The sequence below is a fragment of the Plantactinospora sp. BB1 genome (assembly GCF_003030385.1).
In the GTDB taxonomy this organism is placed as follows: Bacteria; Actinomycetota; Actinomycetes; order Mycobacteriales; family Micromonosporaceae; genus Plantactinospora.
Genome location: NZ_CP028159.1, coordinates 2,979,395 through 3,001,275 on the forward strand (window position 1 = coordinate 2,979,395; position 21,881 = coordinate 3,001,275).

Below are 21,881 nucleotides of genomic sequence, written 5' to 3' on the forward strand. Positions count from 1 at the left end.
TGGTGACGCCGTTGGCGGTGCCGGTAACGCTACGTATGCGTGCCAGCCCGGACAAGCCTGCGGCGGCCTCGTCCGAACTGGCCGTTCGGCGGATTTGACCTGGTATGGATCAAGATATGGCTAGGGAACGAGGCGCAGGGCCTCGGCGGCGGCCCGACCGTTGGCGTGGCTGGCGCCGTACGTGGTGACGAAGGCGCGTACGCCCACGGGGCGCCAGCCGGAGGGCCAACCCATCTCCACCACGGTCACCGGATGGCTGCCGGCCAGCGCCTCGACCAGTTCGGGTCCGCCGGGGAGCCGGTGCAGGTGCCGGCCGACCAGCACGATCGGGCGTCCGGCGGCCCGGTCCCGGAGCGTGGCCGCGTCGGTCTCGGCGGCGACGACCCGGAGCTGTTCGGTGCCGTTCAGGTGTGGCCCGAGCCCCCACGGCACCCGCCCCTCGGCGATGGTGGAGGCGGCGAGGAGCTGCACCACCAGCGGTGCGGTCAGCCCGTCGAGGCTCCCCTCGACCCGTACGGCGCGGCGCGCGGCGGCGTACCCGAGATCTGTTCCGGCGGCCCGGACCGGCGCGACGGCCCGGGTCCACGCGGCGAGTGCGGCGGTCCGCTCGGCGGCCTGCTCGACCCGGGCCCGGTCGAGGCGCCCGTCGCCCAGGGCCGCGACGATCTCCGCGACCACCAGCTCGACCAGCTCGGCGTCGACCTGGGCGCCGATGCAGAGCAGGTCCGCACCGGCGGCCAGCGCCCGGACCGCGCCCGGACCGACGCCACCGGCGGCCACCGCCGCACCCCTCATCTCCAGCGCGTCGGTCAGCACCACCCCGGTGAAGCCGTATTCGCCCCGGAGCAGGTCGCCCAGCACGGCGGGGCTGAAGGTGGCCGGGTCGTCCCCGGTGAGCGCGGGCACCCGGATGTGGGCGGTCATGATCGCCCTGCTGCCCGCGTCGATCACCGCCGCGAAGGGCGGCAGGTCGCGGGCCCGGAGCAGTTCCACCGGTACGTCCACGGTGGGCAGTTCGAGGTGCGAGTCGGCGACCGTGGCGCCGTGCCCGGGGAAGTGCTTGGCGCAGGCGGCCACCCCGGCGGACTGGAGCCCGGTGACCGCGGCGGCGGCGTGCGTGGCGACCCGGGCCGGGTCGGCGCCGAACGCCCGGGTACCGATGATCGGGTTGTCGTCGGCGGTGTTGACGTCGACGGTGGGCGCGAGGTCGAGGTTGACCCCGACCGCCACCAGGTCGTTGCCGATCGCGTGGTAGACCCGCTCGGTGAGCCCGACGTCGTGCACCGCGCCGAGCGCGGCGTTGCCCGGATAGGGGCTGCCGGTGGCGTGCGCGAGCCGGGTGACGTCGCCGCCCTCCTCGTCGATCGCGATCAGCACGTCCGGGCGGGCCTGGCGCAGCGCGGCGGTGGTGGCGGCGACCTGGTCGGGGTGGTCGATGTTCCGGCCGAACAGGGTGTGCCCGGCCAGCCCCTCGGCGAGCAGGTCGAGGGCCCAGCCGGGCGGGCTGGTTCCGGGGAAGGCGGCGAGCAGCGTACCCAGCACCAGCCGGCGGATTCCTGGATCGGTCGGCACGTTCCTCCCCCTTCGGCCCTTTTCCCGGCTCCGAGTGTCGCACCGGGGTGGACCATCTCGGGGCCAAGCGCTGCCGGATCGGCTTAACACTCCGGCCGCACCGGACCATTACGCTACGGCTACTCCCACGAAGGTTAGCCTAGCTATTAGGAAAGCTTCTTAAACAAGAGGTACAGCGCAACAAGAGGGACACTGCATGGCGAGCACCCGGCTACCTGGCACACCCCGCCTGCTCCGCGCGCTCAACGACCGGGCGGCGCTGGAGCTGCTGCTCGCGCGGGGGCCGCTCACCCGCGCCCAGTTGGGCGAGCTGACCGGGTTGTCCAAGGTCACCGCGTCCCAACTGGTGGAACGCCTGGAGGAGCGCGGGCTGGTCAGCCGGGTCGGCGAGCAGGCCGGCGGGCGCGGCCCGAACGCGCAGCTCTACGCCGTACGGCCGGGCACCGCGCACGTGGTCGGGGTCGACGTGGAACAGGACCGGGTGGTGGCGGCCTGTGCCGACATCACCGGCGAGGTGATCGGTCGGGTGGAACAGTCCACCCGGGACACCGACGACCCGGTGGGCGTGGTGCACAACGCGGTGGTGCAGGCGGCCAGCGACGCCGGGGCCCAACTCTCGACGGTACGCCGGGTGGTGCTCGGCACGCCCGGCCTGGTCGACCCGGCCACCGGCGATATCACCTTCGCCTTCAACCTGCCCCGCTGGCACCGGGGACTGCTCGCCGCGCTCCGCGAGGACCTGGACACCCCGGTGGTCTTCGAGAACGACGTCAACCTGGCCGCGGTCGCCGAGGCGGAGTCCGGCGCGGCGCGTGGGGTGGACGACTTCGTGCTGGTCTGGCTCGGCGTCGGCGTCGGCCTGGCCATCGTGCTGAACGGGCGGCTGCACCACGGCAGCACCGGCGCGGCCGGCGAGATCGGCTATCTGCCGGTGCCCGGCGCTCCCATTCCCCGGGACGCCTCCCGGCGGGCGAAGCCGGCGTTCGGCCAGCTCGCCGGCTCCGACGCGGTCCGCGCGGTGGCCCGGGAGCACGGCTTCCGGGCCGGCTCGGCGGCGGACGCGATCCGGGCCGCCATCGCGGCCGGCACCGAGGGCGGGCCGGTGCTCGACGAGGTGGCCCGGCGGCTGGCGCTCGGCGTGGCGAGCAGTTGCGTGGTGCTCGACCCGCCGCTGGTGGTGCTGGCCGGCGAGGTCGGCCAGGCCGGCGGCACCGCGCTGGCCGAGCGGGTGCAGCACGAGGTCGCCGCGATCACCCTGGTCACACCCCGGGTGGTGCCCACCGAGCTGACCGACGAGCCGGTGCTGCGCGGTGCCCTCCGGGTGGCGCTGGACGCCGTCCGCGACGAGGTGTTCGGCTCCACGCTCGGCTGATCCGCCGCACCACAGGGTGCCGGCCGGGGGCACCCGTCGGGCTGGCATGTAAATATCTTTCGCTACCGACGAGTTGGATGCAAGGTCTCGACATAGACGGATGTGAGGCTATACCGTACGGCCACCCGGCGTCCCGACCCCCCGGGACGTCCACCCTCGGGGAGGAGTGACGGTGACCGAACGGAACCCCCAACCGCGTGCGAGCCACCTGCTCGGCGCCACCCTGATCGCGTCCCTCGCCATCGGCCTCACCGGCCAGCCCGCACTGGCCGGCCGACCCGGGCCCGACCAGCCGGCCGCACCCGGCCCGGCCACCGTGACCGGACCGCTGGCCGCCGCCTTCGACAAGGCATCCACCAGGTACGACGTGCCCCGTGACCTGCTCGTGGCGCTCGGCTACGCCGAAACGCACCTCGACGGGCACGCCGGAGCGCCCAGCGCCTCCGGCGGCTACGGCGTCATGCACCTGACCAGCAACCCCAAGCTGCGCACCCTGGACGAGGCGACCGCGCTCACCGGCCTCGGCCGGGACACCCTGCGCACCGACTCCGCCGCCAACGTCACCGGGGCGGCGGCCGTACTGCGGTCGTACGCCGACGCCGCCGGGCTCACCGCCGCGCAGCGCCGCGACGTCGACCGCTGGTACGGCCAGGTCGTCCGGTACGGCGGTGCCAGCACCCCGGCCGTCGCCCGGCTCTACGCCGACACCGTCTACGACCTGCTCGGCTCCGGCCTCGACGCCAGCACCGCCGAGGGGCCGGTACGGGTACCCGCCCGCAAGGTCGCCCCGGACCGGGGAGCCCTGCGCGACGTGGCCCCGCTCGGCAGCCCCGACGGGATGGGCATCATGAGCACCGACTACGGGCCGGCGGCCTGGGCCCCGGCGCACTCGGCCAACTACACGGTCGCGAACCGCGAGTCGACGTACCCGATCAACTACGTGGTGATCCACGTGACCCAGGGGTCGTACGCCGGCTCGATCAGCTGGTTCCAGAACCCGGCCTCGCAGGTCAGCGCCCACTACACGATCCGCTCCTCGGACGGCGCGGTGACCCAGTCGGTGCGGGAGAAGGACGTCGCCTGGCACGCCGGCAACTGGACCTACAACACCCAGTCGATCGGCATCGAGCACGAGGGGTACGTCACCCAGCCCTCCTGGTTCACCGACGCCATGTACCGCTCCTCGGCCGCGCTGACCCGGCACCTCTGCGACCGGTACGGCATTCCGAAGGACCGGTCCCGGATCATCGGGCACAACCAGGTCCCCGGCGCCACCCACACCGACCCCGGGCCGCACTGGAACTGGACCTACTACATGCAGCTCGTCACCGGCTCGACCCCGCCGCCCGGCTGGTCGCAGACGGTCGACAACTCCACCGCCGGCCGGTTCACCGCAGGGGCGAACTGGGGCACCTCGTCGTACTCGTCGCAGAAGCAGGGCGCGGACTACCGGTTCGCCGACCCGGTCGAGTCGAGCGACCCGGCCTGGTACAAGGTGAACATCCCGGAGACCGGCAGCTACCGGGTGGAAGCCTGGTATCCGGCCGACCCCGGCTACAACAGCTCGGCGCCGTACATCATCGCCACCAGCACCGGCAACCAGACCGTCTACGTCGACCAGCGCTCCGGCGGTGGCGGCTGGCGCACCCTGGGCACCTTCACGCTGCCCGCCGGTGACGCGAACAGGGTGGCGGTGAGCCGGTGGACCGGCGGCACCGGCCTGGTCATCGCGGACGCCATCCGGGTCAGCCGGGTCTGACGCCCGCCGGCGGTGCGGGGTCGCGACCGCGACCCCGCACCGCACCCCGGACGGTCAGGCCAGGTCGCGGCGGTGGAAGGCGGCGAACGCGCCGCCGAGGGCCAGCAGGGTCAGCCCGAGCAGCACGACGAGCCCGGCCGGCCAGAGAATCGAGTACGACAGGTCGCAGTAACCCGACCCGGCCGCCGGGGCGCAGTCACCGGCCAGCGCCCAGAGCCTGATCCGGCCACCGACCCAGGCGATCACGTAACTGCTCAGCATCAACTGGTCCGGCCGGGCGACGTCCACGAGTCCCATCACGATCCGGCCGCCCACCTCCCACACCACGCCGTACGCGGCAGCGACGCCGAGCGCCGCCGAGGTGTGCCGGCCCAGCGTCGCCGTGGCGAAACCCAGCGCGGTGACCATCAGCACCAGCAGCAGCCCCCGGGTGACGGTGCCGGCCAGATCGGTCCAGAACGCCGCGCCCGGACTGCCGGGCAGGCCGCGTACCTCCGCGATGAGCCGGAACGCGCCGAGGTAGACCGCCGAGGCGACCACCGACACCCCCAGTACGCCGGCGAGCAGGGTGCCGAGCTTGGTGCCGAGTACCACCATCCGGCGTGGCCGCCACAGCAGCAGGTTGGTCATCCCGCCGGAGGTGAGGTCCGCGCCGATGTAGGAGGCGCCGACCAGGAAACCGAAGAGGCAGAGAAAGGCGATCAGGAAGTACGTCAGGTCGAGGATCTGCCGGTCGAAGACGAAGACCCCGGTCAGGAAGTCGGAGGCGTCGATCCGGTCCGGGTGCAGCTCCGCGCAGTTGCCCTGGTACCGCACCCCCAGCTCGGGCGCACCGGCGCGTTCAGCACGCAGGCAGTCGGCGTACCACTGCCGGGCGTCCACCCGCTGCTGCTCGGCCCGGGCCTCGGCCACGCTGATCTCGGCGGCGGTCGGCTGGTGTGAGCCGGCCAGCGTGGTGGCGACGGTGACCCCGAAGGCCGTGACCAGCAGCACCAGCATGAGCTGTACGAAGCGACGCGCGGCCAGCCGGCCGATCTCGGCGCGTACCAGGTTCACGGCTCCGCCCTCGGGTCGTCGCTGCTGACGGTGATCTCCGCCGGGTCACTCGTCGGGGCGCCCGGCAGCACCGACTCGTCGACCTGGCGCGGCACCCCGGGGCGCGGCCGGGTGCCGGTGAGCTCCAGGAAGACGCTCTCCAGGTCGGGGGTGAGCGGGACGAGTTCGCGGAGCCAGAGACCCTGCTCACCGAGGATCCGGCTGATCCGGGCCGGATCGTCGACCCCGGAGACGACCAGGTGGTCGGGGTGCACCGCGACCGGCAGCCCGGCCGCCTGGACCAGCTCGACCGCCCGGGGCTGGTCGTCGGCGACCCGGATCCGGAACTCCCGGTGGTCGAAGCCGGCCAGCACCGCCTCGACCGGACCGGCGGCGACCCGCCGACCCCGGGAGATGATCGTCACGTGGTCGCAGATCTGCTGGATCTCGGCGAGCAGGTGGCTGGAGACCAGCACCGTGACCCCGGTGGCCGCGAGGTCGCGCATCAGGTCCCGCATCTGGCGGATCCCCGCCGGGTCCAGGCCGTTGGCCGGCTCGTCCAGGATCAGCAGCTCCGGCTCCTTGAGCAGGGCGGAGGCGACCGCCAGCCGCTGCCGCATGCCCAGCGAGTACGCCCGGACCTGCTCGTCGGCGCGGTCCCGCAACCCCACCTGCTCCAGTACCGCGTCGACCCGGCCGTCCGGCACCCCACCGGCGACGGCGAGCAGCCGCAGCGTGCGGCGGCCACTGAAGTTGCCGAAGAACTGCGGGCTCTCCACGATCGCCCCGAACCGGTGGACCACGGCGGGCAGCCGCCCGGGCGTCGGCTCGCCGAACAGGGCCATCCGGCCGCCGTCCGGGCGGACCAGGCCGAGCAGCGTACGCAGGGTGGTCGTCTTGCCGGAGCCGTTCGGGCCGAGGAAACCGTGCACCTGGCCCGGCTCGACGCGCATGTCGAACCCGTCCAGCGCGACCCGACGACCCCGGCGCAGACTCGTGAACGTCTTGCGCAGACCGGCTATCTCGATCACCGCCGGCACGTCCCACCTCCCGGCAACGTGACATACGACACGGCGCATCACCCTACGGCCCGGACGCTGCTCGCGGGGGGAACGGCGCTGCGTGGTTGGATGGTCGGGTGCGTGATGATCCGGTTTCCGTCCCCGCCGACGCCGGCTCCCCGGCACCGGTACCCCCGGACGTGGTGATCGACTTCCACGGCGTCGGCGTACTGCGCTCCGGCACTCCACTCTTGCGTGACGTGACCTGGCGGGTGTGGCCGGACGAGCGCTGGGTGGTGCTCGGGCCCAACGGCGCGGGCAAGACCACCCTGCTCAACCTGGCGGCCGGGCGGCTGCACCCGACCACCGGCCTGGTGCACGCGCTCGGCGAGCGGATCGGGCGCACCGACCTGGCCGAGCTGCGTACCCGGATCGGGCTGACCACGGCGGCGCTGGCCGAACGGGTCCCGGCGGAGGAGCGGGTCCGCGACGTCGTGCTGACCGCCGCCTGGTCGGTGGTGGGCCGCTGGCGCGAGCAGTACGACGAGATGGACGAGGCGCGGGCCAACGCCCTGCTCGCCCAGCTCGGCGTGCTGGCCCTGGCCGACCGCACGTACGGGACCCTCTCCGAGGGCGAGCGGAAGCGGACCCAGATCGCCCGCGCGCTGATGACCGACCCGGAGCTGCTGCTGCTCGACGAGCCGGCGGCCGGGCTCGACCTCGGCGGCCGGGAGGACCTGGTGGCCCGGCTCGCCGGCCTGGCCCACGACCCGGACGCTCCGGCGCTGGTGCTGGTCACGCACCACGTGGAGGAGATCCCGCCCGGCTTCAGCCACGCCCTGCTGCTCCGCGAGGGTGGCGTCGTGGCGCAGGGTCCGCTCACCGAGACGGTCACCGGCGAATACCTCTCCAAGACCTTCGGGCTGCCGCTGGTGGTCGAGCGCTCCGGCGACCGCTTCACCGCCCGCGCCGCCTGACCGACCGCCGCCCCGCAGACGTCAGCGGGTGCGAGCCTCGGCGGTGGTCGCGGTCGTGGTCGCGGTCGTGGTCGCGGCGCGGAGCATCGGCAGCAGCGTCTCGGCCGCCAGGGTGATCTGGGCGACCGCCGACTGGGCGTCCCGGGGTGGCACGAAGACCACCGCGTCGGCGCTCGCCTTCCGCAGCCGGGTCACCGCCGTCGCGCACTGCTCGGCGCTGCCGGCCGAGGTGAACCGGTCGAGATAGTGCTCGGGCAGGGCCGCCGCCAGCGTTTCGACGCCGGACGACCCGGCCAGCATGGCGGTGATCTCGTCGGCCAGGTCCGCGTCGGCCGGTGGCAGCACCCAGCCGCCGGCGAGCTGGGCGGCGAACTCGCGGCGCGCGCTGGCCCGGCCCTCGTCGAAGTCCAGGTGGGCGTAGACGGTGAGCCGGTGGTCGTCGGTACGGCCGGCCTCCCGGCGCCCCTCGTCGATCAGCCCCCGGGCCCAGCGCACGTACGCCGGACTGGCGCCCTCGGCCAGGATCGTGCCGTCCGCCACCCGGCCGGAGAGCCGCAGCGACTTCTCGGCGCGTACGCCGGTCGAGATCGGGGGCGGCTGCTCCGGCGGGAACTCCAACTCGACCTCGTGCAGCCGGGCGTGCCGGCCGGCGACGGTGACCCGTTCCCCGGCCAGCAGGGCGCGTACCGCCGCCACGGTCTCGCCGAGCACCGCCAGCGGCGACGGGTGGTCGGCACCGACCTGCCGGACCCACTCCGGCATCCCGTGCCCGAACCCGGGCAGGATCCGGCCGGGAAAGAGCCGGGCGAGGTTGGCCAGCTCCATCGCGGCCAGCGCGGGGTTGCGGAACGCCGCCGGCAGGATCCCGATGCCGATCCTGAGTCGGTCGGTCACCGCCGCGGCGACGGCGGCGCTGGAGACGGCTCCGCCGAAGAAGCAGTCCTCGACCACCCACAGCTCGTCGTAGCCCAGCCGCTCCACCAGCCGGGCGTACGCCGGAAGCTGCTCCGGGGCGGTGTCACAGCGGTACATCACTCCGATCGGCATCTGTCCCATGTCTGGCAGCCTGCCAGACGACACCGACGACGGCGCGGCCTAGACTCAGGCGGTCGCCGAAACGGGAGGTGCCGCCGGTGAGCCGGCCACGGGTCGTAGTCATGGGCAGCGCCAACATGGATCTGGTGGTCACCACCGGCGCGTTGCCGAAGCCCGGCGAGACCGTCTTCGGCACCGACTTCGTGATGGTGGCCGGGGGCAAGGGCGCCAACCAGGCGATCGCGGCCACCCGGGCCGGCGCCGACGGGGCGCTGCTCGGCGCGATCGGCTCGGATTCGTTCGGCGTGACGCTCAAGGCCCGGATCTCGGCTGCCGGGGTGGACACCGAACGGGTCCGGGTGGTCTACGGCGCCTCCGGGGTGGCGGTCGTCACCGTGGACGCCGAGGGTGAGAACACGATCGTGGTCACCCCGGCCGCCAACTCGGCGTTCGTCGGACTGACCGAGAGCGAGCTGACCGCCGTACGCGAGGCGGACGTGCTGGTCGCGCAGTTGGAGATCCCGGTCGGCACGGTGACCGAGGCGGCCCGGGCGGCCCGGTCCGCCGGTACCCGGGTGGTGCTGAACGCGGCACCCGCCCAGCCGGTACCGGTCGAGCTGCTGGACGCCGTCGACCTGCTGGTGGTCAACGAGGCCGAGGCGCGGGCGATCACCGGGTGCGGGCAGGAGAATCCGGCGGCGCTGCTCGACGTGGTGCCCCGGGCGGTGCTCACCCTCGGCCGGCACGGTGCCTGGTACGGCGACCGCGACGGCACCGCCGTGCACGTACCCGCGGTCAAGGTGGACCTGGTCGACTCCACGGCCGCCGGTGACGCCTTCACCGGCGCCCTGGCGGTGGCCTGGGGCGAGGGCCGGGAGCTGGTCGACGCGGTGCGCTGGGCGAGCGCCGCCGGTGCCGCCTGTGCGCGCCGGCTCGGTGCCTCGGTCGCGTTGCCGCTGCGGGCCGAGATCGACGCCCTGTACGTCCCCGCGGGTTGATCCGGGGGCGCACCATGGAGGCATGGTGCGATTCGTCCTCAACCTGCTCTGGCTGATCTTCGGTAGCGGCATCGCCCTCGCCATCGGGTACGGGATCGCGGCCCTGATCTGCTTCGTGCTGGTCGTGACCATCCCGTTCGGCGTCGCCGCGCTGCGGCTGGCGTACTACTCGCTCTGGCCGTTCGGCCGGACCCTGGTGGCGAAGCCCGGCGCCGGGCTCGGGTCGGGGCTGGCCAACGTGCTCTGGATGGTGCTGGCCGGCTGGTGGCTGGCGCTGGCGCACATCGTCGCCGGGATCGCGCTCTGCGTGACGATCATCGGCATCCCGTTCGGCATCGCCAACTTCAAGCTGGTCCCGGCGGCGTTCTGGCCGCTCGGCCGGGAGGTGGTGGAGGTCGACGACCTCCGACGCCCGGCGGCGACGTCGGTCCCGGCAGCCTGACCCCGGCCGGCTGACCCCGGGGCCCCGTACCGGGCGCTGGGCGAAGTCAGGCGGTGCCGGGCAGCGCCCGGCGGCTGCGGCGCAGGAAGTCCTGCTCGACCGCGTTGCGGGTCAGCGCTGCGGCGGCGTCGTAGGCGAGGGCGGCCTCGGCGGTACGGCCGAGCCGGCGCAGCAGGTCGGCCCGGACGGCGTGGAACACGTGGTAGCCGCCGAGGTCCAGGTCGTCGACCAGGGGCAGCGCGGCGGCCGGCCCGGCGACCTCGGCGAGCGCGACCGCGCGGTTCAGCGCCACGACCGGGCTCGGGGCGATCGCCAGCAGGTGGTCGTAGAGCTGGAGGATCTGCGCCCAGTCCGTCTCGGCGGCGGTCGCCGCGTCGCTGTGCACCGCGTTGATCGCCGCCTGGATCTGGTACGGCCCCGGTCGGTCGCGGCGTAGGCAGCGCCGGACCAGCGCCTGCCCCTCGGCCACGAGCCGCCGGTCCCAGCGGCTGCGGTCCTGCTCGGCCAGGCGTACCAGCCCGCCGTCCGGACCGGTCCTGCTCGGCCGCCGCGACTCGACCAGCAGCATCAGGGCGAGCAGCCCGAGTACCTCCGGCTCGTCGGGCATGAGTTCGGCGAGCAGCCGGCCGAGGCGGATCGCCTCGACGGCGAGGTCCGGGCGGTCGAGCCGGTCGCCGGAGCTGGCGGTGTGGCCCTCGTTGAAGACCAGGTACAGCACGGCGAGTACGGCCTGGAGCCGGTCCGGCAGGTCGGCCTCGGCCGGCACCCGGTACGGGATGCGGGCGGCCCGGATCTTGCCCTTGGCGCGTACCAGGCGTTGCGCCATGGTCGGCTCGGGGACCAGGAAGGCGTGCGCGATCTGCGCGGTGCTCAGTCCACCCAGCAGGCGCAGGGTCAGGGCGACCCGGGCGGCGGGGGCGAGTGCCGGGTGGCAGCAGGTGAAGATCAGGCGTAGCCGCTCGTCCCGCACGGGTCCCTCCTCGTCCGGCCCGCTCCCGGCGTACGGGGCCGGTTCGTCGGTGGTGTGCAACCTGTGCAACAGGGCGGCCTGGGCGTGCCGGTCGGCCCGGGTGGACTCGCGGCGGAGCTGGTCGATCGCCCGGTTCCGGGCGGTGGTGATGATCCAGCCGGCCGGGCTCGGCGGGGTGCCCTCGACCGGCCACCGCCGGATCGCGGTGGCGAAGGCGTCCTGCACCGCGTCCTCGGCGGCGTCGATGTCGCCGAGGACGCGGATCAGGACGGAGACCGCCCGGCCGTACTCGGCCCGGAACGCCCGCTCGACGTCGGCGACGGTCGCCGGGGCGCGGCCGGGCCGGTGCTCCGGGTGGGGCGCCTGGCCCGACCCGGCGCTCCGCTTCCGCCGAGGTGTCCGTGCCGGTTGCGGCGGTTCAGGCACGGGGCGGATCGCAGCTCTCGGCCTCGTCGGCCAGTGGCCGTACCTCGATCGGCAGCAGACCGATCGCCCGGGCCAGCTTGCCGCCCCACTCCAGTGCGGCGTCGAGGTCCGGGGCCTGGATGACGGTGAACCCGCCGAGGTGCTCCTTGCCCTCGGTGTACGGCCCGTCGGTCATCAGCACCTCGCCGTCGTGGTGCCGGAGCACGGTCGCGGTGCTCGCCGGGTGCAGTCCGGCGGCGAAGACCCAGGCTCCGGCGGCCTTCATCTCCTGGTTCAGGGCGGCCAGGTTCTCCATGATCGGGTCCAGGATCTCCGGGCCCGGGGGCTCGCCGTCGCCCTGGTAGATGCTGAGCAGGTACTGCTGCATGGTCCGCGACCTCCTCCTCGCGCCGCCGGCACGGTGCCGGCGGCCTCTCCACCTCTACACGAACGGCGGTCGGCCGGATCGACACCCTCGTCCGGGAAATTCGCCCGAACGGTGCCCGTACTGCCGCGTGAGCAGGGACGAAACGTTTTCGTAACGGGGTCTTGACGGGTCGGGGGGAGCGGAGCAAACTTCCCGGAAACGTTTACAAGGCAGGAGCGGAGGTTCGGTGCATGGGTCGTAAACGTTTACAGCCCGCCGCCGACGGCCGGCCGACCGTGCACACCGTGGCGGCCCGGGCCGGCGTCTCGATCGCCTCGGCCTCGCGCGTCCTGAACGGCGTCGGCGGCAGCGCCGAGACGGTCCGCCGGGTCCGCGAGGCGGCGGCCGAGGTCGGCTACGTGCCGAACGCCATCGCCCGGTCCCTCCAGGCCCAGCGCACCGGCCTGGTCGCGCTCGCCGTCGCGGACATCGGCAACCCGGTCTACGTGGCGATGATGCGGGCCATCGAGGCCGTCGTCGCCTCCTCCGGCCGGCAACTCCTGGTGCACGCCACCGGTGGCGAGATCGACAGCGAGACCGACCTGCTGCGCCGGCTCGCCAACCGCTACGTGGACGGCATGATCATGTCCCCGATCCGGATCACCGACCGCCACCTCGACGCGATCGTGGTCAGCCCGGTCCCGGTCGTCGTGGTCGGACAGTTGCCCGACGACGCGCCGGTGGACAACGTCCGGACCGACTCGCGGGCCGGCGTGGCGCTCGCCGTCGACCACCTGGTCGCGGCCGGGCGGCAGCGGATCGGCTTCGTCAACGGCCCGCTGGACACGGTGCCGGGCGCGGCCCGGGACGCCGGCTTCCGCGCCGCGCTGGCCAGCCACGGCATCCCGGTCGACGAGCGGCTGATCGAGGTCGGCGACTTCCAGTACGCCGCCGGCCGGGAGGCCGCGACCCGGCTCTTCGCCCGGGCCGAGCCCGACGCGCTGCTCTGCGCCAACGACCTGATCGCGGTCGGTGCGCTGCACGCGCTGCTCACCGCAGGACGCCGGGTGCCCGAGGACGTGGCGCTGGTCGGCATGGACGACACCGAACTGGCGCAGATGGCCTTTCCGCAGCTCTCCAGCGTCTCGCTGGGCTCCGCCGACCGGGGACGGCGGGCGGCCGAACTCCTGCTGGAGCGGGTCGCCGACCCCAGCCTGCCGCCCCGGCGCGAACACGTCGCCCCGAGCCTGGCGGTACGCGCCTCCAGTACCGTCGGCGGCCCGGCCCGAAGCGGCCCGCCGCCGGCCCCGAGGCCCGCGACCGCCCCGGCGAGCCGCCTCTCGACGGCTCCGGCCGACGGCACCCTGGAAGTGACCCCGTGACCACGCTGGCCGAGCGACCCGACGTCGAGCGGACCGGACAGGGCAACCGCTCCGGGCGCCGCCGCTCCGACCGGACCACCGTCTACCTGCTACTGCTCCCGTCCCTGCTGCCGGTACTGGTGCTGTCGGTCTTCCCGCTGCTGCGCGGCATCTACCTCGGCTTCACCGACGCCCGGGCCGGCCGGAACGTCGAGGTCAGCTTCACCGGCCTGGCGAACTACCGGGAACTGCTCGGCGACAGCCTGTTCTGGAGTTCGTTCCGGATCGGCCTGCTCTGGGCGTTCGCGGTGACGGTGCTCCAGTTCCTGCTCGCCCTCGGGCTGGCCCTGCTGCTCGACCAGCGGCTGCGGTTCCGGGGCGTGGCCCGGGTGCTCGCCGTCGTGCCCTGGGCGATGCCACCGGTGGTGGTCGGCATCCTGTGGCGGCTGGTCTACCACCCGGATGCCGGGCTGCTCAACGAGTTCCTGCACCGGATCGGCGTGGACGGGCTCCGGACCACCTGGCTCGGCGACTTCAACACCGCCCTGCCAGCGGTGATCATCGTCGGGGTCTGGGCCGGCATGCCGCAGACCACCGTCGTACTCCTGGCGGCGTTGCAGGGCGTGCCGCGCGAGCTGCACGAGGCGGCCGCGATGGACGGAGCCGGCGCGTGGCAGCGGTTCCGCAACGTCACGCTCCCCTCGCTGATGCCGGTGATCGTGGCGATCACCTCGCTGGACTTCATCTGGAACTTCAACTCGTTCGGCCTGGTCTACGTGCTCACCGCCGGTGGTCCGGGCGGCCGCACCATGCTGCCGATGCTCTTCGCCTACGAGGAGGCGTTCCGGTACGGCAACTACGGCTACGCGGCGGCGCTCGGCAACGTGATGGTGGTGATCGTCGTGGCGTTGCTCGCGGTGTACCTGCGGCGCCGGCTACGGGAGGCGAACTGACGATGGCCCGGAACAACACGGCCGCCAGGCGGCGTACCCGGGTCGGCCGGGGACTGCAATACCTGGCCCTCTCGGCGTACCTGGTCTTCCTGGCGTTCCCGCTGGTGTGGCTCCTCTCCACCTCGTTCAAGCCACCCCGTGAACTGGTCAGGCTGCACCCGACGCTGATACCGGAGAGCCCGACGCTGGCCAACTTCGTGCAGGCGTTCACCGAACAGGAACTGGGCCGGGCGGCCTGGAACAGCATCCAGGTGTCGCTCGCCTCGGCCCTGCTCACCGTGCTGATCGCGACCCCGGCGTCGTACGCGCTGGCGCGTTTCCGGACCCGGCTGGGCACCGTCGCGCTGGGCTGGGTACTCCTCTCCCAGCTCTTCCCGTTCGTCCTGCTGATCATCCCGATCTTCCTGGTACTCCGGCAGGCCGGACTGGCCAACACGCACGCCGGGCTGGTGCTGATCTACGTGGTCTGGGCGCTGCCGTTCGCGCTCTGGATGCTCCAGGGCTTCGTCCGCAACATTCCGCGTGAGCTGGAGGAGGCGGCCTCGGTCGACGGCGCCAACCGGCTCCAGACGCTGCGCCGGGTGATCTTCCCGTTGCTCACCCCGGGCCTGGTCGCCACCGCGCTGTTCGCGTTCATCTCCGCCTGGAACGAGTTCTTCTTCGCCCTGGTGCTGATCAAGACTCCGGAGCTGGCGACCCTGCCGGTCGCGCTGGCCCGGTTCGTCGGCATCGAGGGCACCGCCCGGCTCGGGCCGCTGGCGGCCGGTTCGCTGCTGGCCACCCTCCCCAGCCTGGTCTTCTTCGCCGTCATGCAGCGCCGGCTGGCCTCCGGGTCGCTCGCCGGAGCCGTCAAGGGATAACGCACACAACCACCACAGGAGGTAGCCCCCGTGCTCGACAGAGTTTTCCGACGAAGAGTTTCCCGGCGGGTCGCCGCCGCCGCGCTGGCCGGCGTCGTCGGACTCGGCGCGCTCGCCGCGTGCGGCGGCGGGAGCGGAGACGACGAGAGTTCCGGCCCGGCCAAGCTGCGCTTCCTCAGCCTGGCCTGGCAGAAGGAGTCGCTCCAGGCCAACCGGGACCTGGTCGCCAAGTGGAACGCCGAACACCCGGACATCCAGGTCGAGTACGTCCAGGGCGACTGGAACTCGGTACACGACCAGTTGCTGACCGCCTTCGAGGGCGGCGACGCCCCGGACATCGTGCACTACGAGGCGGCGTCGATCGGCGAGTTCAGCAAGCAGGGCTACCTCGCGGACCTCTCCGGCCTGCTCTCCGACGACTTCAAGGGTCAGATCGACAAGGGGATCTGGGACACCGCGACCTTCGACGGCAAGGTGACCGGCGTCCCGTTCCTGCTGGAGTCGCAGGTGGTGATCGCCAACAAGAAGCTGCTGGACGCGGCCGGCGTCGCGGTGCCGCCCGCCGACGGCGGCTGGAGCTGGGACGAGTTCCAGGCCAACGCGCAGAAACTGACCGCCCCCGGCCGGTACGGCGTCGCCTGGGCGCTGAAGTCGCCGACGAACCGGGTGATGAACCTGGCGCTCAACTTCGACGGCAAGTACTTCTACACCGACGGCGGCAGGACCGAGGTGCGGATCGGGGAGGCCGAGAAGGAGGTGCCGCGGCGGATCCACGACATGCTTTACAGCAGTAGGACCGCCTCGCCGGAGGCGCTGGGAATGAGCGGCGCCGACACCCTGCCCGGCTTCTTCGCCGGCAAGTACGCGATGATTCCCGGCTCGGTCTCGCTGCGCCAGCAGATGGTCGAGCAGGCGCCGGCCGGCTTCGAGTGGGTGACGATCCCGCCGGTGAAGGGTGTCTCGGCCAACCAGGCCGCCAACCCGCAGACCCTCTCGGTCGCGGCCGACTCGGCGCACCAGAAGCAGGCGGCGCAGTTCCTGGAGTACTTCCTCAACCCGACCAACATGGCCGCGCTGGCCAAGGGCGACTGGCTGGTGCCGACGGGGAAGCAGGCGAACGAGGAACTGGTCAAGGCGACCGGCGGCAAGCAGGGCTGGGACGTCGCGGCGGACAGCGCCAAGGACCTGACGGTGGCGCCGTTCCAGATGGTCGACGGCTATCCGGAGTGGAAGCTGAAGTACGCCACCCCGGCCCTCCAGCAGTACTTCGCCAACAAGATCACGCTCGACCAGCTCGGTACGCAGCTCGTCGACGGTGGGAAGCAGGTCCTGAGGTAACCATGGAACACTTGCTCGACAAATCGGTCGGCTGCCTGGTCGGCGCCGCGGTGGGCGACGCCCTCGGCGGGGCCACCGAAACGGCGCTGCCCGAGCAGATCCGGGCCCGGTACGGCGACTGGGTGCGGGGCGTCGCACCGCCGTTCCACGTCGACTGGGCCACCGCGCGGCCACTCGCGCCGTACCACAAGGGCGACGGGCACATCACCGACGACACGTTGATGACCCACGCGCTGGTACGGGCGTACGCGAGCAAGCGCGACCACCTCGACGCGTACGACGTGGCGGAGCTGCTCGTGCCCGACCTGCTTGAGCGGGTGGTCTACATCCCGGACCTGGAGCGGGAGGGGGTGACCTTCCACCGCCTCGCCGCCGCCGAGCGGTGGCTGGTCACCCGCCTGCACCACGCGCACGCCGACCCGAGGGAGGGCGGCGTCGGCAACATCGTCAACTGCGGTGCGGCGATGTACATGGCCCCGGTGGGGATCGTGAACGCGGGCGACCCGGCCGGTGCGTACGCCGAGGCGGTGGAGATCGCCGGGGCGCACCAGCACAGCTACGGCCGGGAGGCGGCGGCGGTGCTGGCCGCGGCGGTGGCGGCGGCGATGGCCCCCGGCGCGGGCGTGCACGACGTGCTGGCCGCGGTGCTCGACCTGGCCCGGGACGGCACCCGGGCGGCGATCGCCGCCGTGGTGAAGGAGGCCGAGGGGTACGCCGACTGGCGCGACGCCATCGCACCGCTGCGCGCCGCGGTCGCCCCGTACGACACGGTCGGCGAGGAGTACCGCAACCCGGGGCTGGGTGCGCGGCGACCCAGCCGGCTGCACGCGATCGAGGAGTTGCCGGTGGCCCTCGGCATGCTGGTGGTGGCCCGGGGTGACTTCCGCGAGGCGGTGCTCGGCGCGGTCAACTACGGCCGGGACGCCGACTCCACCGCCACCATGGCCGGGGCGATCGCCGGGGCGCTCGGCGGCGCGGCGGCGGTCCCGGCCGAGTGGTCGGCGACGGTTGCCGAGGCGTCCCGGACCGACCTGGTCGCACCGGCGAAGGAGCTGGCCGAGGTGGCGGCGGAGGTCTTCGCGCGGGACCGCGAGCGGTTCACCCGGCGCGCCGAGCGGTTCGCCGGTCTGTCATGAGACTCACCTGGGTACAGCCGGAGGATCTGCTGCCGCACGAGCTGGCGGCCAGCGCCGACGAGGGGCGGGACGTCTCGGCGGTCGCGCGGCGCTGGACGGCGGCCGGTGGTTCCGTGCTGCCGCCGGTCAGCGGGGCGTCCGCCGAGCCCGCCGGCCCGCGGTTGCGGGCACTGGCCGTGGAGCTGCTCGACGAGTGCGACGCGCTGCCGTCGGCCCCTTCGGCGGCCGAGCCGACCGGGCTGGCCGCGATCCGGGCGAGCTGGCCGACGGAGTACGGGCTGCCGACCGGGGCGCCGGAGCCGGACCGGTTGCACGGCGGCTGGCTGGGCCGGGCGGTCGGCTGCCTGCTGGGCAAGCCGGTGGAGAAGATTCCTCGGCACGGCATCCGGGAGATCCTGACCGCCACCGGGCGGTGGCCGCTGGCCGGCTACTTCACCGGGGTCGGGCTGCCGGCCGAGGTGGCGGCCCGCTGGCCGTGGAACCGGCGCAGCGCGCCGACCAGCCTGGCCGAGAACATCGACGGGATGCCGGAGGACGACGACCTCAACTTCGCGCTGCTGGCGCTGCGGATCCTGGAGACGTACGGCCCGGAGTTCGGCAGCGCCGACGTGGCCCAGGCGTGGCTGGACTGGCTGCCCGGGGGACGGGTCTTCACCGCCGAGCGGGTGGCGTACCGGAACCTGCTGCTCGGGCTGGCCCCACCGGAGACGGCGCTGCGGCACAACCCGTTCCGGGAGTGGATCGGCGCCCAGATCCGCACCGACGTGTACGGCTGGGTGCACCCGGGCCGGCCGGACCTGGCGGCCGAGCTGGCCCACCGGGACGCGGTCGTCAGCCACGTCCGGGGCGGGGTGCACGGTGCGCTCTGGGTGGCGGCGATGACCTCGGCCGCCGTGGTGGCCTCCGATGTGGACAGTGTGCTCGACGCGGGCGAGTCGGTGCTGCCGCCGCAGAGCCGGTTCGCGGCGACGGTACGCGAGGCTCGGGCCCTCGGCGCGGAGGCGGCGGCCGGCTCGACCGACTGGGAGTCGGTGCTGGACACCCTGCACGCCCGGCACGGCCACCTGCACTGGGTGCACGTACGCAACAACGCCGCCCTGGTGGCGGCGGCCCTGGCGTACGGCCGGGGCGACCTGGTCCGGTCGATCTGCGCGGTGGTCAGCGGTGGCTGGGACACCGACTCCACCGGGGCGACGGTCGGCTCGGTGACCGGGGCGCTGACCGGTGCCGCCGGGCTGCCGGTCGAGTGGACCGGACCGCTGCGCGGGCGGCTGCGCAGTAGCATCGCCGGCTTCGACGGCGTGACCTTCGAGGAGTTGGCCGAGCGGACCGGGCGGTTGGGAGAGGAATCATGACGACGGTGGGATCCGGCGAGGTCCGGGTGGTGGTGGTCGGCAGCGCCAACCTGGACCTGGTGGTGTCGACGCCGACGCTGCCCCGGCCCGGCGAGACGGTGCTCGGCGACGCGCTGCGGACCGTTCCCGGCGGCAAGGGCGCCAACCAGGCGGTGGCGGCCGCCCGGGCCGGGGCCAGGTGCGACTTCGTCGGCGCGGTCGGGCAGGACGGCTTCGCCGACCAGCTCCGGAGCAACCTGGCGGAGGCGGGGGTGGACCTGCGCCGGCTGCGTACCGTGCCGGGTCCGTCCGGGGTGGCGCTGATCGCGGTGGACGCGCGGGCCGAAAACCTGATCGTGGTGGCGCCGGGCGCGAACGGCGAACTGACCAGCCTGGACGCGGACGACCGGACGACGGTGGAGGCGGCGGACGTGCTGCTCTGCCAGTTGGAGGTACCGCTGACGGCGGTCGCCCAGGCCGCGCGGTGGGGCCGGGGCGCCGGTACCACCGTGGTGTTGAACGCCGCGCCGGCCCGCGCGCTGCCGGCGGAGCTGCTCGACGTCGTCGACCTGCTGGTGGTCAACGAGGTCGAGGCGGCCGTGGTGGCCGGCGTCGCCACCGAGACCGGCGTGGCGGCGCTGCTGGACGCGCTACTGGCCCTGGTACCCCGGGTGGTGCTCACGCTCGGCGCCGACGGCGCCCGCTACGCCGACCGGCTCGGCCTGCGGCTGGCGGTCGAGGCGCCGAGGGTCGAGGCGGTCGACACCACCGCGGCCGGGGACGCCTTCACCGGTGCCCTGGCGGTGGCCTGGGCGCAGCGGGGCGGGCCGGTGGAGCCGGCGGCGGTGACGGCGGCGCTGCGCTGGGCCTGCGCGGCGGGTGCCGCCTGTGCGCGGCGGCCCGGCGCCTCCACCGCGCTGCCCACCCGGGACGAGATCGACGCCCTCTACGCGCAGAGCTATCCGGAGCCGGCATGACCTTCAACCCCTATGTCCCGAGGCCGATCGACCTGCCCGCGGCGGTGCCTTTGGCAGCGCACGCCGACCTGTCGGTGCTGGACGAGGCGAAGATCTTCGCCGCCCCGGAGGATCCGGCCCGGTGGCCGGCCTGGCGGGATCGGCTGACCCGGTGGCGGACCGAGGCGCGGGCCCGGCTCGGCTACGACGGCGGGCACTACGCCGAGATCGCCGGGGAATGCTTCACCGTCTGCCTGGTCTGGCTCTGGGACGAGACGCTCTACGACGCCGAGCGCGGCGTCTTCACCGTCGAGGGCTTTCTCGACCGTGCGGAACGCGACTTCGGCGGCTTCGACGGGGTGGTGCTCTGGCACGCGTACCCGGTGATCGGGCTGGACGACCGCAACCAGTTCGACTTCTACCGGCAGGTGGCGGAGCTGCCCGAGCTGGTCCGGGCGTTCCAGGCGCGGGGCGTCCGGGTCTTCGTCGACTACAACCCGTGGGACGTCGGTACCCGTCGGGCGCAGCGCTCCGACGCCGACGAGGTCGCCGCGCTCGCCGGCTGGCTGGGCGTGGACGGCGTCTTCCTGGACACCCTCAAGGAGGGCGCGGGCGAGCTTCGGAAGACCCTGGACGCCGTCCGGCCCGGGATGGTGCTGGAGGGCGAGTCGCGGGTGCCGCTGGCCCGGATCGCCGACCACGCGATGTCCTGGGCGCAGTGGTTCGCCGACTCGCCGGTGCCGGGGGTGCTGCGGGCCAAGTGGTTCGAGCGGCGGCACATGCTGCACCACACCCGGCGCTGGCACCGCGACCACCTCGACGAGCTGCACTCGGCCTGGCTCAACGGGGTCGGGGTGCTGGTCTGGGAGAGCGTCTTCGGGGTCTGGGTCGGCTGGAACGAACGGGACCGGGCGCTGCTGCGGGCGATGCGCCGGGTCCAGCGCGGCCATGCCGCCTGGCTGCGCGCCGAGGACTGGACCCCGCTCGCCGACCACGTCGTCGGGACCGAGGTGTACGCCTCCCGCTGGCTGCACGACGACACTCCGCTGTGGACGGTCGTCAACCGGGGCGGGGCGTACGACGGGCCGTGGCTGGTCACCGAGGACCGCCCCGGCCACCGCTGGTACGAGCTGACCACCGGTGCCGAGCTGACCGCCACCCCGGCCGGTCCCGGTCGGGTAGCCGTCGGCGGGGCACTGCCGGCGGGTGGGATCGCCGCCGTGCTCGCCACGGTCGAGGAGTTGACGCTGCCCCGGCACGCCCCCGCCGGAGGTGACCCGAACTTCCCGGCCCGGGCAGCGGTCCGCCGGGCCGCGCCGGTGGTGCGCCGCGACGACGTACCCGACGGGATGCGGGCGGTCGACGGCGGGCGGCGGGAGTTGCTGGTCCGGTACCGGCAGCGCGAGACCGGGCTCTACGGCGAGGCGCCGTACGTCGACGAGTGGAAGCCACTGCCGCCCCGGCTGCACCAGCCGGTGACCCTGCTTCGCACCGTCGAAATTGGACGGTTCGCCATCGCCGAGCGGGAGGTGACCGTCGCCGAGTACGCCGAGTTCGTCCGGGTCACCGGCTATCGTCCGCTCCGGCCGGAGCGCTGGCCGTGGGGGGACGGTGGGCTGCCGGGACCGGCCGACGCGCCGGCCACGCACGTGGAGCTGGCCGACGCCCGGGCGTACGCGGCCTGGGCGGGGCTGCGGCTGCCGACCGAGGACGAGTGGCAGGTCGCCGCCGAGGCGGGACTGCTGCGCCGGGCCGAGCCGCTGGTCTGGAACCTGACCGAGAGCGAGCACACCGACGGGCGTACCCGGTTCGTGATCCTCAAGGGCGGTGCCGCGTACCGGGCGGACGGCTCGGACTGGTATCTCGACGGCGGACCGCAACCGCCGGAGGCGTCGGTGAAGCTGCTGACCCTCGGCGCCGGACTCACCCGCTCGGAGTCGATCGGCTTCCGCTGTGCCGTCGACCTGTGACCGTGCGCCGTCGCCCGGTGTGACCGCCGATGTCGTGGAG

At 73.7% G+C, this 21,881-nt stretch carries 19 protein-coding genes; 13 read left to right on the forward strand and 6 right to left on the reverse strand.

Annotated features, from left to right (window positions below; genetic code table 11):
- Positions 1-120: 120 nt before the first annotated feature.
- Positions 121-1,572, reverse strand: a complete 1,452-nt coding sequence (locus C6W10_RS12945; RefSeq protein ID WP_107258287.1) for a glycoside hydrolase family 3 N-terminal domain-containing protein — start codon at positions 1,570-1,572, stop codon at positions 121-123.
- Between the two features lie 196 nt (positions 1,573-1,768).
- Between C6W10_RS12945 and C6W10_RS12950 the strand changes: the two genes are divergently transcribed.
- Together C6W10_RS12950 and C6W10_RS39700 are read left to right on the forward strand one after the other, a co-directional pair.
- Positions 1,769-2,944: an ROK family transcriptional regulator gene (locus C6W10_RS12950; protein WP_107258288.1), complete on the forward strand. Its 1,176-nt coding sequence runs from the start codon at positions 1,769-1,771 to the stop codon at positions 2,942-2,944.
- A gap of 172 nt (positions 2,945-3,116) precedes the next feature.
- Complete coding sequence (locus tag C6W10_RS39700; RefSeq protein ID WP_107263903.1) at positions 3,117-4,703, forward strand: N-acetylmuramoyl-L-alanine amidase; 1,587 nt, start codon at positions 3,117-3,119, stop codon at positions 4,701-4,703.
- A 54-nt stretch (positions 4,704-4,757) separates the two neighbouring features.
- On the opposite strand, the gene C6W10_RS12960 is transcribed toward C6W10_RS39700, so the two are convergent.
- Positions 4,758-5,759 carry an ABC transporter permease subunit gene (locus C6W10_RS12960; RefSeq protein WP_107258289.1) on the reverse strand — a complete coding sequence of 334 codons (1,002 nt, stop codon included), beginning with the start codon at positions 5,757-5,759 and terminating at the stop codon, positions 4,758-4,760.
- Positions 5,756-6,778, reverse strand: coding sequence for an ATP-binding cassette domain-containing protein (locus C6W10_RS12965; protein WP_107258290.1), 1,023 nt, complete (start codon positions 6,776-6,778; stop codon positions 5,756-5,758). The genes C6W10_RS12960 and C6W10_RS12965 overlap by 4 nt, the downstream gene beginning before the upstream one ends.
- A gap of 98 nt (positions 6,779-6,876) precedes the next feature.
- On the opposite strand from C6W10_RS12965, the gene C6W10_RS12970 reads away from it, so the two are divergent.
- The gene (locus C6W10_RS12970) at positions 6,877-7,716 is read left to right on the forward strand and encodes an ABC transporter ATP-binding protein (protein ID WP_107258291.1); all 840 of its coding nucleotides are present in this window, start codon (positions 6,877-6,879) and stop codon (positions 7,714-7,716) included.
- Positions 7,717-7,737: 21 nt separating this feature from the next.
- On the opposite strand, the gene C6W10_RS12975 is transcribed toward C6W10_RS12970, so the two are convergent.
- Positions 7,738-8,772, reverse strand: a complete 1,035-nt coding sequence (locus C6W10_RS12975) for an LLM class flavin-dependent oxidoreductase (protein WP_107258292.1) — start codon at positions 8,770-8,772, stop codon at positions 7,738-7,740.
- Between the two features lie 77 nt (positions 8,773-8,849).
- On the opposite strand from C6W10_RS12975, the gene C6W10_RS12980 reads away from it, so the two are divergent.
- The gene (locus C6W10_RS12980) at positions 8,850-9,749 is read left to right on the forward strand and encodes a ribokinase (RefSeq protein WP_107263904.1); all 900 of its coding nucleotides are present in this window, start codon (positions 8,850-8,852) and stop codon (positions 9,747-9,749) included.
- Positions 9,750-9,771: 22 nt separating this feature from the next.
- A complete protein-coding gene (locus tag C6W10_RS12985) occupies positions 9,772-10,191 on the forward strand; it encodes a YccF domain-containing protein (protein WP_107258293.1) in 420 nt (139 codons plus the stop codon).
- A 46-nt stretch (positions 10,192-10,237) separates the two neighbouring features.
- On the opposite strand, the gene C6W10_RS12990 is transcribed toward C6W10_RS12985, so the two are convergent.
- A complete protein-coding gene (locus tag C6W10_RS12990; protein ID WP_234361899.1) occupies positions 10,238-11,428 on the reverse strand; it encodes an RNA polymerase sigma factor in 1,191 nt (396 codons plus the stop codon).
- Between the two features lie 151 nt (positions 11,429-11,579).
- Entirely contained in the window at positions 11,580-11,954 is a 375-nt protein-coding gene (locus C6W10_RS12995; protein ID WP_107258295.1) for a YciI family protein, read from the reverse strand.
- A gap of 230 nt (positions 11,955-12,184) precedes the next feature.
- On the opposite strand from C6W10_RS12995, the gene C6W10_RS13000 reads away from it, so the two are divergent.
- From C6W10_RS13000 to C6W10_RS13035, 8 genes are read left to right on the forward strand one after another with little or no spacing between them, the layout of a single operon-like run.
- On the forward strand, positions 12,185-13,315 hold the full coding sequence (locus tag C6W10_RS13000) for a LacI family DNA-binding transcriptional regulator (protein WP_107258296.1): 1,131 nt from the start codon (positions 12,185-12,187) through the stop codon (positions 13,313-13,315).
- Positions 13,312-14,247 (forward strand): carbohydrate ABC transporter permease, encoded by a 936-nt coding sequence (locus tag C6W10_RS13005; protein ID WP_234361733.1) that lies wholly within the window; start codon positions 13,312-13,314, stop codon positions 14,245-14,247. Before C6W10_RS13000 ends, C6W10_RS13005 begins: the two co-directional genes overlap by 4 nt.
- Positions 14,248-14,249: 2 nt before the next feature.
- Positions 14,250-15,107 carry a carbohydrate ABC transporter permease gene (locus C6W10_RS13010; RefSeq protein ID WP_107258297.1) on the forward strand — a complete coding sequence of 286 codons (858 nt, stop codon included), beginning with the start codon at positions 14,250-14,252 and terminating at the stop codon, positions 15,105-15,107.
- Positions 15,108-15,137: 30 nt separating this feature from the next.
- Positions 15,138-16,445 (forward strand): sugar ABC transporter substrate-binding protein, encoded by a 1,308-nt coding sequence (locus tag C6W10_RS13015; RefSeq protein WP_107258298.1) that lies wholly within the window; start codon positions 15,138-15,140, stop codon positions 16,443-16,445.
- A gap of 2 nt (positions 16,446-16,447) precedes the next feature.
- Complete coding sequence (locus tag C6W10_RS13020) at positions 16,448-17,581, forward strand: ADP-ribosylglycohydrolase family protein (RefSeq protein ID WP_107258299.1); 1,134 nt, start codon at positions 16,448-16,450, stop codon at positions 17,579-17,581.
- On the forward strand, positions 17,578-18,936 hold the full coding sequence (locus C6W10_RS13025; protein ID WP_107258300.1) for an ADP-ribosylglycohydrolase family protein: 1,359 nt from the start codon (positions 17,578-17,580) through the stop codon (positions 18,934-18,936). The genes C6W10_RS13020 and C6W10_RS13025 overlap by 4 nt, the downstream gene beginning before the upstream one ends.
- Entirely contained in the window at positions 18,933-19,892 is a 960-nt protein-coding gene (locus tag C6W10_RS13030; RefSeq protein ID WP_107258301.1) for a ribokinase, read from the forward strand. The genes C6W10_RS13025 and C6W10_RS13030 overlap by 4 nt, the downstream gene beginning before the upstream one ends.
- Positions 19,889-21,841: an SUMF1/EgtB/PvdO family nonheme iron enzyme gene (locus C6W10_RS13035; protein WP_107258302.1), complete on the forward strand. Its 1,953-nt coding sequence runs from the start codon at positions 19,889-19,891 to the stop codon at positions 21,839-21,841. The genes C6W10_RS13030 and C6W10_RS13035 overlap by 4 nt, the downstream gene beginning before the upstream one ends.
- Positions 21,842-21,881: the final 40 nt, after the last annotated feature.

Coding starts and splice junctions, on each gene's coding strand:
- C6W10_RS12950 (WP_107258288.1), top strand. CDS start 1,769: ATGGCGAGCACCCGGCTACCTGGCACACCCCGCCTGCTCCGCGCGCTC.
- C6W10_RS12975 (WP_107258292.1), bottom strand. CDS start 8,772: ATGGGACAGATGCCGATCGGAGTGATGTACCGCTGTGACACCGCCCCG.
- C6W10_RS12985 (WP_107258293.1), top strand. CDS start 9,772: ATGGTGCGATTCGTCCTCAACCTGCTCTGGCTGATCTTCGGTAGCGGC.
- C6W10_RS12995 (WP_107258295.1), bottom strand. CDS start 11,954: ATGCAGCAGTACCTGCTCAGCATCTACCAGGGCGACGGCGAGCCCCCG.
- C6W10_RS13000 (WP_107258296.1), top strand. CDS start 12,185: ATGGGTCGTAAACGTTTACAGCCCGCCGCCGACGGCCGGCCGACCGTG.
- C6W10_RS13010 (WP_107258297.1), top strand. CDS start 14,250: ATGGCCCGGAACAACACGGCCGCCAGGCGGCGTACCCGGGTCGGCCGG.
- C6W10_RS13020 (WP_107258299.1), top strand. CDS start 16,448: ATGGAACACTTGCTCGACAAATCGGTCGGCTGCCTGGTCGGCGCCGCG.
- C6W10_RS13025 (WP_107258300.1), top strand. CDS start 17,578: ATGAGACTCACCTGGGTACAGCCGGAGGATCTGCTGCCGCACGAGCTG.
- C6W10_RS13030 (WP_107258301.1), top strand. CDS start 18,933: ATGACGACGGTGGGATCCGGCGAGGTCCGGGTGGTGGTGGTCGGCAGC.
- C6W10_RS13035 (WP_107258302.1), top strand. CDS start 19,889: ATGACCTTCAACCCCTATGTCCCGAGGCCGATCGACCTGCCCGCGGCG.